Genomic DNA, 12,301 nt, shown 5'->3' with positions numbered 1-12,301 from the left:
CAGCGCCGTGCTGGACACCCAGCTGGTCGTTGCCCCCGCGCGTATATCGGACTAGACAGCCGCGCGTTACGTACAGTCACCCGAACCGGTGGCTTCGGTCAAGGCTCGGACGACACGTTGGGTGGCCAGGTCGGGGTCCTCGTGCTCCCAGATCCTGACGACGGTCCAGCCTGCGTCAACCAAGAGAGAATCGGTTTCACGATCCCGTTCGACGTTCCTTCGAAGCTTCTCGGCCCACCACACGCCGTTGTGACGCGGGCTGGTCGCGTGTTCCGGGCAGCCGTGCCAGAAGCAGCCGTCGACGAACACGGCGACCCGCCTCGCAGTGAATGTCAGATCGGCCCGACGCCGGGGCATGCCCGGCAAAGGATGATTGACGCGATAGCGGTATCCGAGGCGGTGCAAGCGTCGTCGCAGCTCGAGCTCAGGCTGAGTGTCGCGTCTCGCCTGGCGAGACATGCGCGCCGATGTCTGCGTGGACGTCAGCAGGACCGGACGAGCGCCGCCCTGAGCGCGCGCCGCTCCGGCCGACCGTCGATCTGTCCCATACGTACTCATGACTACGCCAAACCTCTCACGAAGCGTCGACCGTGTCTTCCGAACCGCCGTACCTCGGGGTGCGACGATTGCCTCGGGGTGCCGGCGTTGCGGACGGGTGCCCCCGACTCGCGAGCCCTATACTGCGCTCCATGACGCGGGAGCAGAACGGTCTGCCGTCGGAACTGCACATGGTGGATTTGTTCGCCGGCCCAGGCGGCCTCGATGTTGCCGCGCGATGGCTCGGTATCTCGGTCGAGGGAATCGAGTGGGACGACGACGCTTGCGAGACGCGGCGTGCGGCGGGCCTGTCGACCATCCAGGGTGACGTACGCGCCTACGAGGCGAAGGAGTTTTCCAACGCCAAGGTGTTGGCCGGTGGGCCGCCTTGCCAGACCTACACAGTGGCCGGCAGCGGCTCGGGGCGACGTGCCTTGAGCCTGGTGGTCACCGCCGCACGGAGGATGGCGTCCGGCGAAGATGCCGAGACGGTGTTGACGACCGTCGACGAGCGCACACGTCTGGTCCTCGAGCCGCTCCGCTGGATCTTGGACGCGCACCGCGCAGGCGATGCATTCGAGTCAATCGTCCTCGAACAGGTTCCCGCTGTCCTTCCGGTGTGGAGAACCATCCGCGAAGTGCTCCTCGGTCTCGACTACAGCTGCGAATGCGAGGTGCTGCAGACTGAGCAGTACGGTGTTCCTCAGACGCGACGTCGCGCCATCTTGATTGCAAGACGAAAGACGGCGGTCGTGCTTCCGAAACCGACTCACCGCCCGTTTCGACAGGATGTATCGAAGGAAGACGGCGACCAGGCGCTACGGCCCTGGCGCACCATGGAGGAGACACTGGACCGACCGACCCCTTTCACGGTGATTTCCAATTACGGCACCGGTGGCGACCCGAAGAATCGTGGACGACGCCGATCCGACCAGCCCTCTGCGACGGTCACCGGGAAGATTTCGCGAAACAGGATCGAGACGCCCGACGGCGACGACGGAGACCGTTTCACGTCCGAGGAAGCCGGCGCCCTGCAGACGTTCCCGCGCGATTACCCATGGTCCGGTCGGGACAAGTCTCAGCAGATCGGCAACGCCATCCCGCCCAGACTGGCTGCCCATGTCCTGGCCGCGGCGCTCGGAATGGAAGTCGACACGGATTCACTCGACGACGTCATGACACGAAACTGGTTCGAGACGGAGAGCGGATCCGTCGCCGTGCGCCCAGTGGCACGGACGACGGCAGCATCGACCCTTTTCGAAACGATCTGAATCACCGCGGTCTGCTCCACACTTCCCCTCGTTGGGATGCTGGCTGTCCAAGTACGACGAGCACAGCCGTATCCGCCACAGGCCGAGCCAAGTCCTCGCCGATGGAATGCCTCGGCCGCAGTCTGAAAGACCATTCCCGCTTCGGGGCGACGAGAGTCAGTCGGCTCGCTCCGCGTCATCTCTGGGTGGCTCGGAGGCCCCGGTTCCCTCGCCGGCAAGGCGAACCTGTCGGCGTGCCCAGGTCCACGGCGATGTACGGCACCCCGATGCGCTCCAGCAACACACGCTCCGTCCGTGATCAGACCGCCGCCCTACTTGTAGCGGTGCCAGAGTTCGTTGGCGCCGGATCTGAGGGTGGATAGGCGGTGGGCGTGGATTTTCGCGATTTCCGGGCGGTTGCGGAGGTCGGTGATGACGCTCGTGACCAGGACGAGCTCGCGGATTCTGCGCAGGACCGGCCAGGACGAGAGGGTGGTGACGTCCAGGCCGTACGTTGCTGCCAGGGCCTCGTAGTCTTGTTCGGCGCCGAAGCGGAGTGCACTGACTGCCGCGACGACGAGGTCGTAGGCAATTGGGCCGATGCTCGTTCCGTCGAAGTCGCAGAGGACGAAGCGGCCTGTGGGTTCCTTGAGCAGGTTGCCGATGTAAGCGTCGCCGTGGAGGAGGCCGACTTGCAACTCCGGGAGTATGGCTCGGTACTCCGCCTCGATGTCCAACCATTGCGCGGTGAGCCAGGCGTGATCGTCTGCTGGAAGGCCGTCGGCCAGGGCGAGCCGGCTGCGGGCGCTACTGAAGGGGTCCCAGTGTTTGAGGCCGGGTAGCGGGGTGAGTTTGTGCCAGCCAAGGATCGGTTGAGCTAGGTCGGCTCCAGTCCAGGAGGGGTTGCCTGCCTCGAGGAGTTGCCAGATGGTTGCCGAGTAGTTCTCGAACAGGACCGGCTGAGTGGGCCCCGGTGCGAGTCTGGCGGCTGGTGCATCGTTCGCCGCCAACCAGGCTGCGATGTTGGCGACGTGATTGGCGCGCTGGCTCGCGAGGTCGCCGGCACCGAACCGAACCACGACGCCTTGGCTGGGCAGGCGGAAGACAGCGTTGTTCGTGTACTTGATGAGTTCCGCCTCGTCGGCGACAAGCCCCGCTTCCTGGCAAATGCCCTTCAGCGCGTGCTTGAGCTTCTGGTCGAGCTCTGGTGTCACATTGGTCATGCGGTGAGCGCCTTCAGGGCGGTCTTGCGGACAGTTCCGAGTTGCTGCACGAGTTCCTTCGTGTCGGCGTTGTCTGGTAGGTCGGCTGCCGCGGTGGCGATCTCGGCCAAACGCCCGATGCCGCGTCCGCTGCGCAGGGTCTGGGTCTCACTGATCACTTGATGGGCAACCTCGATGCCAGTGTCGATCTCGTTCGTTCGCAGGAGGTTCGTCGAGAGGATGATGCGATCGAAGGTCTTGCTGCGCCTTGATCTGTCTGGTCCCGATTCCTGCAGTGCCTGGTGCGCCAAGGCCACCGCGCGTACAGCGTATTCCCGGCTCTGACGTCGGTCCTTGGTGTAGCCGGCGAGCGAGTTGTAGACCAGTGCCTGATGCCCGGTGTAGTCGCCAGGTGTGAAGTAGAGAGTCGTCCACGGCGAGACACGGCTCCGATCGGCGCGACCCATTTCGTGCTCCGCACGAGCAAGGGCGTCCTGCACGTGATCGTGCTTTCCGAGCATTGCGTAGGCGAGTGCTTCGTTGGCGTGGAGCCGAGCGACCTCCGCGGGATCGCCTGCGTCCTGCGCAGCCAGTTGTCCGAGTTGCAGCATCCTCAGCGCCTCGGCCGGTTGTGCTTCCTGCATGCTCACTCGCCCGAGACGATAAAGAATCGAGGAGGCCAGCGAAGGCTCGTCGGCGTCCTTCGCAAGGACCAGTGCGTTCATCAGATAGCGCCTGGCCGAGGATTGATCGCCGATGTCGTGGAACGACCAGCCGAGCATGCTGCTGAAGTCCGCCAGTGAGACCTTCAGGTCTCTGTGCGTTCCAGCATCTGCGGCCGAGTGGATCATTCGACGGGCATACCCGTAGAACCCCAGCGACGCATCGACAGCTGCCCCGCCGCCGTAGCGCTGGTCCAGCTTTCGCAGCTCGACCGTGATCGACACAACCTGCTGCACGTCGGATTCAGTGATGACAGCAGGCACTGTGCCCACGCTGCCTGCGAACTCCGGTAGCCATTTCTTGGCCTCGTCGTTCACCGAGCCGAACGCGACACTCGCGACCGCCCCGGCGAAGTTTCTCCGATCATCGATCGTCAGCACTCGACACTCATCGGCGGCGGGTTGCGATGTGGTGCTGTAGGCCAGACCCATCAGGCCACGCGGGATCTCCAACGCGTCGGCGATGCGTTCCAGGACGTCGTACGCCTTGACCTGGCGGCCCTTGAGGATCTCGGACACTTCGCCTTGTGACTGGTACGTGCGCGCCCCGATTTGGGTCTGGCTCCAGCCGTGCCGCTGCAGCCAGCGAAAGATGCCGGCGACATCACGAGTCGCCAGCACCGAGCGCAACTCCGGGCGATCCCACCAGGCGGAGTCGAGCGGCGGCTGCGATGCCGTCATGGTCACTCCTCGTCGCTAGGTGGCTCTGCGACGTTAACGCGCGCTCATTCGATGAGTCTATCGGCGCTGCCGATAGGTGCCGTAGATGAGCACGGCCCGTAGTGGCGCGGTAGGCGCGAGGGTCATCGTCTGAATACACAGCGTGAAGTCGATACCGACGACTCCGAAGAGTGAGGAGGCCGACCAATGACACCAGCACTACTCGTCGTGTCATGCATCGCGGCAGTCCTGACGATCCTGATGCTGACCGACCTGCTACGCGATCTTGGCGGCGGAAATGAATGACAGTAGCCACGCGCCTCGGCTCCAGGTTCGGGTCTGCACCGAGCCCGTGCTAAGGAGGCTCGCACTGCGATGACGGCGATCACGGCAGATGCCACCGCCGACCACGGCGGACAGGACCACATCGTGAAGGCGTACGGCTACCTGCGGAAGCACTTCCTCATGAGCGACGCAGAGCTGGCCAGGGCGCGGCATCTGATCGTCGACTCTGCACGACGACTCAGCGTGCAACTGATCGCGATCCATGTCGAGGACATCGAGACCGCGCCGGAAGCGTTCCACGATCTGCTCGCCGCCGTGATGCGTAACGAGCAGCGAATGATCATCGCACCCGACATCCACCACTTCGAGGTCGCGGGCGACGCCTCAGCCGTTGTCGAGCGTCTCGAGTCGAACGGCATCAAGATCGTGCTCGGGCACTGACCGGCGAAAGGGTCTGTGAGGTGTCAGAAACGCCAGCAATCGGTCTCATCTCAATGCAGCACATCCGGGATCTCGACGAGCTTCTGGCGACGCATCAAAGGCTGATCGACCGTGCTGGCGAATGCGGCTATCGACTCGAGAGGGCATACATCCATACCCACGTAGCCCTCGACACCGTCCGTGGCCTCCTCAGCGCGCTCATGGAGTCCCACGGAGCGCCCCTCGTCGTACCGACCCTGCACCACCTGTGGATGCTCGGCAACCCACTGCAGATCCGCGAGTACCTCCTCCACAGCGGTCATCAGGTGCTGATCGCCTACGAGCCGGCGGAGCGGACGTGCTGAGAGGGGGACGACTCCTCGTTCTCCTCCAGTCCCCTGCACTCCGCGTCCGTTCCGCCGTTCCACCCCCAAACCACAGCCTGCTCGGTGCCCTGCACGCTGGGCGGGCGTGGCCTCTGCCCACAGAGGAGATCGGAGTAGGCCAATGTCCGCCGTACAACAACTCGGGTACGACCCGCCAAGGTCAGAGACTGCACTACCGTGGCTGGCCACTGAACCGGCAGCGCTGATCCTGCAGCCGACGTCGCTGTGCAACCTCGATTGTTCGTATTGCTACCTGCCGGCACGGAAGCTGAAGCGAGATATGTCGCCGGCGGTCGCCCAAGCGATCGCGGACGGCATCCCTGACGCATGGCCATCTGACGGCGTGCTTGAGATCGTCTGGCACGGCGGCGAGCCGTTGACCATCGGGGTCAGGGCGATGCGCGAACTGCTGGCGCCCTTTGAACGGTTGCGGCGTGCCGGCCGGATCTTGCACGTGATCCAGACCAACGCGACGTTGATCAGTGACGAGTGGTGTGACCTCTTCGACGAGTACGACGTGTCGGTCGGAGTGAGTGTCGACGGTCCGCCCGAAATGACTGGAAATCGCGTTGACTGGCGCGGCCAGCCAGCCTTCGACCGAATCGTTGCAGGACTCTCCATGCTGCAAGGGCGAGACATCCACTTCACAGTCATCGCGGTCGTCGACCAAGCGAACGCCGGACGAGCGTCCGAGATCCTGGACTTCCTCGCAGCGTTGGGCTGTCCGTACGTAGGCATCAACATGGAGGAGAAGGAAGGGACGAACCTCCACCACGGCACACCCACGATCGACCAGGCACGCCACTTCTGGCGCGACGCCTTCCTCTGGAGCGAGGCAAACCCTGGCATGAAGGTGCGAGAGGTCGAGCACTTGCTCGAGTACCTGGCTTTGGCTCCGTCAGCCCGGGCGGCGGGCGTGTTGCACGACCCGATTCCCACCATCGGCTGGAACGGCGACACGGTGCTGTTGTCGCCGGAGTTGCTGGGCGCGCGCAGCGAGCGCTACCACGACTTCGTAGCCGGCAATGTTCTCGCTGATCCGCTCCTGGCAATCATCAACCGCGCGGCGGGGCTCAGTTATGTGCAGGAGTTCCGCGTCGGCATCGAGCGTTGCAGGGCAGCCTGCGAGTTCTTCGCTCACTGCCAAGGCGCTCATGCCGGAAACAGATACTTCGAGCACGGCACCTTCGTCGCCACTGAAACCGAGCACTGCCGAACTTCGGTGCAAGCAGTAGTGCTTGCACTGCATGACATCAATTCCGAAAGGAGCACCGCAGAATGACGATCCTTGAGCAGTTGGCAACCACCGACTCCCCTGACGTCGCAGACATGATCGAGGCCCGACGCCAGGAAGTTCTTCCACCTGCAGTGGTCGGGTGGAACAACAAGTCGAGCTGGGACAACTGGGCTCAGAAGCCGAAGCCATTCAAGAAGAAGACCGTCTACTTCCGGAACCGCTAGGTTGATCCTTGTCACTTTTGTCCTGAACGGGTGCCGATGGAGATCGAACAGTACGGACGAGCGAAGATCCTCAAGCCTTCAGTCGAGGACGACGAACTGACTGCGGTCGACGAATTGGACGGTGCCGAGTCCCTGGCCGACTTCCTGTACGCCGACACGTCTGTCCGCCATTTGATAGCGGCAGACACGACGCTGTCCGGGGGCAGGCTGAGGCGGATCGAGGCTGAGCGCCTGACCTTCAGCCAGGTGACTCTCCAATCAGTTGTGATCGATCGGTGCGTGCTCATGTCCAGCGATTGGATCGACTGCGTTCTGTCTCGGGTGGTGTTCCGCAACTGCAAGCTGCTCGGCGCGAACTTCGTCGACAACAAGTGGAGCAATGTCGTCTTCGACAACTGTCGGGTCGAGTACGCGACCTTCGAGACGATCCATGCGAGCGCATCCGCTGTCTTCGTCGGCACCCGTTTCAAGGAGGTGACATTCCGGAGGTCGAACCTTGTTGGTGGGCATATGTCCAACTGCACTCTCGAAGCGGTCGAGTTCGATGGCGGCTCCTACACAGATTTCGACTGCCGCGGCAACGACCTGTCCACCGTCCGCGGCGCCAGGAACCTGGATGGCATCCTGATCGATCCCACCCAACGGCAGGAGCTCGCGGAGGCCCTCGTGTCCGAACTTGATCTGCGATATGTCGACGAGGCCGACCGGTGAGTGCCGGGACGCGCCGCGCCTGGATGGAGGCTCATCTGGAGTGGGCAGCCCAGGAGTTTGGTGTCGAGAGAGTCGGTCTGCCGGTGCATACGGGGAGGTTGCACTCGGTCGGTTGCCGCGTCATCGATGCCGGTGAGGACGCGTGGCTGCGGGTCGTGTACGCCGACCCGGAGTGGGGTGACGGCGAGTACCTCGGCCAGAACCTCGCCGCCAACACGATCCACGACGTACCCAAGCCCACTGTCAAACGGTGGCGAGAATGGGAGGACAACGGGCGAAGGTTGCGCGGCGAGGTCAGCACCTTTGTGGCCTCCACAACGATCTCCACCGGGATGACCCCCGCCCTCCAGGTCGACATCTCCGATCAGTGGCTGTCCGACCTCAACCGAGCACTGCATGCACTCGCCGCGCATCCCGTGCCGGCTCAGGGCGTCGACGCTGACCACGTGAACGACGGAATCAGGGCTTTCTTCGGTGTCGACGTCGACGTCGCTTCCGTGCCCTGGACAACCGCACACTGCGACCTCCATTGGGGCAACCTCACCGCTCCCACGCTTGCGATCCTCGACTGGGAGACCTGGGGTAAAGCACCCGCAGGCTACGACGCCGCGACCCTCGTCTGCACAAGCCTGGCGTATCCAGATCTCGCGCGGAGGATCAGCCGAGCACTCTCAGAGTTCCTTGACACTCGGGCAGGGCATGTCGCTACGCTTGCCGCCGCCACACGACTACTTCGCTTCGCAGACGGCGGCGAACTGACTGAGCTGGCTCGACCTGTCCGCGATCATTCGACAGCGATCCTGAAATTCCTTTGAAGCCCGAGCAGGCCATTGGCGTACGGTGATTCCGACGGCGGACGCTCGCGCGACGTGCCTGACGGTGCGGCGGATTCCGGCCAGGCGAGCGCGACCGGCGCGCCGCGGATCCCTAGGCGCCACCAGCAGGTCCGCTCGAGCACACGTGCTGGCACCAGTACGAGGCAGTCGGTGCGGCGGCAGCCGCAGAGCGCCGGCGGCAGCCGGCAACATCCGGCGCTAAGCCGGGGGCGGGTGGGAGCGGCGCGGAGCACGGCGACGGAGGAGCCGCGCGTAGCACCGCGTGGGGACTATTACCCGCAGACTCAGAACGTGCGGTCATAGGACTGTGCAGATTCTTCTGTTGGAAGTCTGAGCGGGGGCGCGGGAGGGTGGGGGTATGGAATTTACTCAGCTTGGGCGTACGGGACTGAACGTCAGTCGGATCGTTTTGGGGACGATGAACTTCGGGCCTCACACCGAGGTGGGGGATGCGCACGCGATCATGGAGCGGGCGCATGACGTGGGGATCAACTTCTTCGATACGGCGAACGGGTACGGGCGGTCGATCTACCCGGGGCGGACCGAGGAGATCATCGGCGAGTGGTTCGCCAAGGATGCGAAGAACCGCGAGAAGACGGTGCTGGCGACCAAGGTGTACGGCGACATGGGGCAGGACTGGCCGAACACGAGCCGCCTGTCCGCGCTGAACATCCGTCGCGCGCTCGACGCGAGTCTGAAGCGGCTGCAGACGGACTACGTGGATCTGTACCAGTTCCATCACATCGACCGGAACACCCCGTGGGAAGAGATCTGGCAGGCGATGGAGGTCGCCGTACAGCAGGGCAAGGTGCTGTACGCCGGGTCGAGCAACTTCGCGGGATGGCACATCGCGCAGGCTCAGGAGGCCGCCGCGCGGCGGAACTACGCGGGTCTCGTGAGCGAGCAGTCGCTGTACAACCTGATCCAGCGTGACGTCGAGCGTGAGCTGCTGCCGGCGGCGCAGGCGTACGGGCTGGGCGTGATCCCGTGGTCGCCGCTGCACGGTGGGCTGCTGGGTGGCGTGATCCGCAAGGAGAACGAGGGCGTACGTCGGCTCGAGGGCCGCGCGAAGGAGACGCTCGACAAGTTGCGGCCGCAGATCGAGCAGTACGAGGCGTTCGCGGACGAGCTCGGGCACGAACCGGGTGAACTCGCGCTCGCGTGGCTCCTGCACCAGCCAGCGGTGACCGGTCCGATCGTCGGCCCGCGGACGATGGAGCAACTCGAGTCTGCCGTACGCGCGGTCGAGATCAAGCTCGACGAGAAGACCCTCACCCGCCTCGACGAGATCTTCCCGGGCTACAAGACCGCCCCGGAAGACTACGCCTGGTAGGTAGGTCGCCGGCCCGTCGTACGGCGGGCCGGCGCCACCCAGGCGGGCACCACCGTCGCGGCGAGCCACCTGAGGCGGTCGTCAGGGCTGGACACAGGTGATGAAGTGGTGGACCTCTTTTCGGGGTTCGTCGGGGCGGCAGGCGACCGCTAGTTGGGCGGGTGGGAGGTTGGGGACGGGGCGGCAGGTTAGGCCGGGGCGTTGGTAGAGGTCTGTGTTGCCCTCGGCCAGGAGGGCGATGCCGACGCCTGCGGTGACCAGTTCGAGGACCTCGTCGGCGGCTGTTGCCTCGGCGGCTATGACGGGTGGGCGCGGGCGGTCGGCGACGGCCAGCCAGAAGTCGCGGAGTGGGCCCGCGGCGGATGGGAGAGCTACGAAGGGCTCGTCGAGCAGGAGCTCGAAGGGAATCTCGGCACGGTCGGCCAGCGGGTGGGCGGTGGGTAGCGCCACCCAGCGAGGTTCGCTGATCAGGACCCGGGTCGCTAGGTCGGCGGCGGTCGGGAGCCAGACGAACGCGACGTCGCTGGTCCCGTCGGCCAGGCCGGCGGTGGGATCGTCCCAGCCGACCAGGCGCAGCGAGACTGTCCAACTCGGGAATCGGGCACGGAAGCGCTCGACGGCAGGTCGTTGGAGATCGCGACCGACAGCGGTCTGCATGCCGACGACCAACTGATGCGGGTGGGCCGCTGCCCGCGCTTCGGCGTACCCGCGGTCCCACAGCGCAAGCACCTCCCGCGCCACCGGCAGCAAGGCGCTCCCCTGCGAGGTCAGCGCCAGACCGCGCGGCCCGCGGTCGAACAGGTCGAACCCGAGGCGCCGTTCGAGCGCACGGAGCTGCTTCGAGAGCGCCGGCTGTGAGACGAACAGGCGTGCCGCCGCGGCCGTCACGGTCGATTCCTCGGCGGCCGCGACGAAGTACCGGAGTTCCCGCAGGTGCGCATCCATAACCAATGGTTATAGCAACAGGTCTTGGTGCGGCGGCAGGCACCGCGTCGATGCTGGGCGCATGACGAAGACAAGGAATCTCGGCGGGCTCGACGTACCGGCGATCGGGTTCGGCGCGATGGTCCTCTCCCCCGGCATGTACGGCGCGATCGACGACGAGCGCGGGCTCGCGGCGCTGACCGCGGCGATCGATGCGGGCGGGACGTTCATCGACACCAGTGACGGGTACGGCGACGACGCGCACAACGAGAAGCTCGTCGGGCGGGCGATCCGCGGGCGGCGCGACGAGGTGACGGTCGCGACGAAGTTCGGTCTGCGGCTCGACGACGGTGCGCAACCGCATCCGATCGAGGTCGGGTTCGCGTTCGAGCAGCTGCTGGTCAACGCGGAGCCGAAGTACGTTCGCGGGTACGCCGAGGCCAGCTTGCGCAATCTCGGCACCGACGTGATCGACCTCTACTACCTGCACTTCCCGGATCCCCAGGTGCCGATCGAGGACACCGTCGGCGCGATGGCCGAACTGGTTGCCGACGGCAAGGTACGACAGCTCGGGTTGTCGAACGTGACACCGGACGAGCTGCGGCGCGCGTACGCCGTACATCCGATCGCTGCCGTCCAGACCGAGTGGTCGATGTGGCGGCCGATCGATCCCGAACTGCTCGAGGCGGCACGGGAGCTCGGCGTCGGCGTCGTACCGTGGAGTCCGCTCGGCGCGGGGTTCCTGACGGGGACTGTGCAGGCGCTGGGCGAGGACGACTTCCGGAACAACGCGCCGCGGTTCGACGCCGAGAGCCTGAAGGCGAACAACGCGTCGTACGACGCACTGCAGGCGCTCGCGGCGGATCTCGGGATCACCCGGAGTCAGCTGGCGCTGGCGTGGTTGTTGCACCAGGACCAGGCGGTGGTGCCGATTCCCGGCAGTCGTACGCCGGCGCACATCGTCGAGAACCTGGCGGCCGCGGACATCACGTTGCATCCGGACACGCTCGAGCGCATCGACGCCGTACTCGCCCGAATCGCACCCGTCGGCGCGACCCTGCTCCGGGACGACCGGTGATCGCTGCTCGCGCGATCCTGTCGTGGGTGTCCGCGGCAGTCGTACTCACGGTCGGCGGCTGCGGCAGTGGACCTTCCGCCACGCCGGACGAGGCAGTCCGGTCGAGCGAATCGAGCGGGCCCAGCGCGTCGAGCGGGCCCGAGAGTTCGAGCAGTGCGGGTACGACGACGCCGCGGGACGTGCTCGTGGCAGTGCGGACGTACGTCGACGCCGTCAACCGGCAGGACCTCGACGGGCTGGTGAACGCGTTCCGCCCGGACGGACGGATCGTCGACGTGTCGCGGACGATCGCCGGCCGGGACGCGATCCGGACGTGGGCCCGCAACGAGGTGATCGGCGGCAGCCTGCACGTCGTACGGATCGTCGAACGCCGCCCCGACGGACAGAAGCTCCTGGTCCGCTGGGCACCGGCGGGGTCGAACGGCTGGCTCGCCCACTACGACTTCACCGTCGCAGGTAACCAGATCAGCTCGGCGGACCTGCAATACGCATGACG

General features: G+C 65.4%; 14 protein-coding genes. 10 read left to right on the top strand and 4 right to left on the bottom strand.

The window, feature by feature from the left end; translation table 11 throughout:
- Positions 1-66 precede the first annotated feature (66 nt).
- Positions 67-459 carry a very short patch repair endonuclease gene (locus BJY22_RS19855; RefSeq protein ID WP_238350402.1) on the bottom strand — a complete coding sequence of 131 codons (393 nt, stop codon included), beginning with the start codon at positions 457-459 and terminating at the stop codon, positions 67-69.
- Between the two features lie 230 nt (positions 460-689).
- Between BJY22_RS19855 and BJY22_RS19850 the strand changes: the two genes are divergently transcribed.
- The gene (locus BJY22_RS19850) at positions 690-1,808 is read left to right on the top strand and encodes a DNA cytosine methyltransferase (RefSeq protein ID WP_167208888.1); all 1,119 of its coding nucleotides are present in this window, start codon (positions 690-692) and stop codon (positions 1,806-1,808) included.
- A gap of 311 nt (positions 1,809-2,119) precedes the next feature.
- Here the strand turns inward: BJY22_RS19850 and BJY22_RS19845 are convergent, their stop codons facing one another.
- On the bottom strand, positions 2,120-3,010 hold the full coding sequence (locus tag BJY22_RS19845; RefSeq protein WP_167208886.1) for a phosphotransferase: 891 nt from the start codon (positions 3,008-3,010) through the stop codon (positions 2,120-2,122).
- Positions 3,007-4,392: a helix-turn-helix domain-containing protein gene (locus BJY22_RS19840; RefSeq protein WP_167208884.1), complete on the bottom strand. Its 1,386-nt coding sequence runs from the start codon at positions 4,390-4,392 to the stop codon at positions 3,007-3,009. Before BJY22_RS19840 ends, BJY22_RS19845 begins: the two co-directional genes overlap by 4 nt.
- A gap of 354 nt (positions 4,393-4,746) precedes the next feature.
- Here BJY22_RS19840 and BJY22_RS19835 point away from each other — a divergent pair, with 354 nt between their 5' ends.
- The 7 genes from BJY22_RS19835 (at position 4,747) to BJY22_RS19805 (ending at position 9,803) form a co-directional block, all read left to right on the top strand.
- Entirely contained in the window at positions 4,747-5,097 is a 351-nt protein-coding gene (locus BJY22_RS19835) for a CheW domain-containing protein (RefSeq protein ID WP_167208882.1), read from the top strand.
- Positions 5,098-5,150: 53 nt separating this feature from the next.
- Entirely contained in the window at positions 5,151-5,441 is a 291-nt protein-coding gene (locus BJY22_RS19830; protein WP_167208881.1) for a hypothetical protein, read from the top strand.
- Positions 5,442-5,583: 142 nt separating this feature from the next.
- Positions 5,584-6,744, top strand: a complete 1,161-nt coding sequence (amcB, locus tag BJY22_RS19825; RefSeq protein ID WP_167208879.1) for a cyclophane-forming radical SAM peptide maturase AmcB — start codon at positions 5,584-5,586, stop codon at positions 6,742-6,744.
- Complete coding sequence (locus tag BJY22_RS19820) at positions 6,741-6,923, top strand: hypothetical protein (RefSeq protein ID WP_167208877.1); 183 nt, start codon at positions 6,741-6,743, stop codon at positions 6,921-6,923. The genes amcB and BJY22_RS19820 overlap by 4 nt, the downstream gene beginning before the upstream one ends.
- 36 nt (positions 6,924-6,959) lie before the next feature.
- Entirely contained in the window at positions 6,960-7,634 is a 675-nt protein-coding gene (locus BJY22_RS19815) for a pentapeptide repeat-containing protein (protein ID WP_167208875.1), read from the top strand.
- Complete coding sequence (locus BJY22_RS19810) at positions 7,631-8,449, top strand: aminoglycoside phosphotransferase (RefSeq protein ID WP_167208873.1); 819 nt, start codon at positions 7,631-7,633, stop codon at positions 8,447-8,449. Before BJY22_RS19815 ends, BJY22_RS19810 begins: the two co-directional genes overlap by 4 nt.
- Positions 8,450-8,828: 379 nt before the next feature.
- Positions 8,829-9,803: an aldo/keto reductase gene (locus BJY22_RS19805; protein ID WP_167208871.1), complete on the top strand. Its 975-nt coding sequence runs from the start codon at positions 8,829-8,831 to the stop codon at positions 9,801-9,803.
- A gap of 81 nt (positions 9,804-9,884) precedes the next feature.
- Here BJY22_RS19805 and BJY22_RS19800 read toward each other — a convergent pair whose 3' ends face one another.
- Positions 9,885-10,748, bottom strand: coding sequence for a LysR family transcriptional regulator (locus BJY22_RS19800; protein WP_167208869.1), 864 nt, complete (start codon positions 10,746-10,748; stop codon positions 9,885-9,887).
- Between the two features lie 61 nt (positions 10,749-10,809).
- Between BJY22_RS19800 and BJY22_RS19795 the strand changes: the two genes are divergently transcribed.
- Both BJY22_RS19795 and BJY22_RS42485 read left to right on the top strand, forming a co-directional pair.
- Positions 10,810-11,805, top strand: coding sequence for an aldo/keto reductase (locus tag BJY22_RS19795; RefSeq protein WP_167208867.1), 996 nt, complete (start codon positions 10,810-10,812; stop codon positions 11,803-11,805).
- Positions 11,802-12,299, top strand: a complete 498-nt coding sequence (locus tag BJY22_RS42485) for a nuclear transport factor 2 family protein (protein ID WP_167208865.1) — start codon at positions 11,802-11,804, stop codon at positions 12,297-12,299. Before BJY22_RS19795 ends, BJY22_RS42485 begins: the two co-directional genes overlap by 4 nt.
- Positions 12,300-12,301 lie beyond the last annotated feature (2 nt).

This window comes from Kribbella shirazensis (assembly GCF_011761605.1).
GTDB classification, from domain to species: Bacteria; Actinomycetota; Actinomycetes; order Propionibacteriales; family Kribbellaceae; genus Kribbella; species Kribbella shirazensis.
This window is presented reverse-complemented; position numbering and strand designations above follow the sequence as displayed.

Bases quoted from the DNA above. Each gene is read 5' to 3' on its own strand.
- BJY22_RS19855 (WP_238350402.1), bottom strand. From the start codon at position 459: ATGTCTCGCCAGGCGAGACGCGACACTCAGCCTGAGCTCGAGCTGCGA.
- BJY22_RS19850 (WP_167208888.1), top strand. From the start codon at position 690: ATGACGCGGGAGCAGAACGGTCTGCCGTCGGAACTGCACATGGTGGAT.
- BJY22_RS19845 (WP_167208886.1), bottom strand. From the start codon at position 3,010: ATGACCAATGTGACACCAGAGCTCGACCAGAAGCTCAAGCACGCGCTG.
- BJY22_RS19840 (WP_167208884.1), bottom strand. From the start codon at position 4,392: ATGACGGCATCGCAGCCGCCGCTCGACTCCGCCTGGTGGGATCGCCCG.
- BJY22_RS19835 (WP_167208882.1), top strand. From the start codon at position 4,747: ATGACGGCGATCACGGCAGATGCCACCGCCGACCACGGCGGACAGGAC.
- BJY22_RS19830 (WP_167208881.1), top strand. From the start codon at position 5,151: ATGCAGCACATCCGGGATCTCGACGAGCTTCTGGCGACGCATCAAAGG.
- amcB (WP_167208879.1), top strand. From the start codon at position 5,584: ATGTCCGCCGTACAACAACTCGGGTACGACCCGCCAAGGTCAGAGACT.
- BJY22_RS19820 (WP_167208877.1), top strand. From the start codon at position 6,741: ATGACGATCCTTGAGCAGTTGGCAACCACCGACTCCCCTGACGTCGCA.
- BJY22_RS19815 (WP_167208875.1), top strand. From the start codon at position 6,960: ATGGAGATCGAACAGTACGGACGAGCGAAGATCCTCAAGCCTTCAGTC.
- BJY22_RS19805 (WP_167208871.1), top strand. From the start codon at position 8,829: ATGGAATTTACTCAGCTTGGGCGTACGGGACTGAACGTCAGTCGGATC.
- BJY22_RS19800 (WP_167208869.1), bottom strand. From the start codon at position 10,748: ATGGATGCGCACCTGCGGGAACTCCGGTACTTCGTCGCGGCCGCCGAG.
- BJY22_RS19795 (WP_167208867.1), top strand. From the start codon at position 10,810: ATGACGAAGACAAGGAATCTCGGCGGGCTCGACGTACCGGCGATCGGG.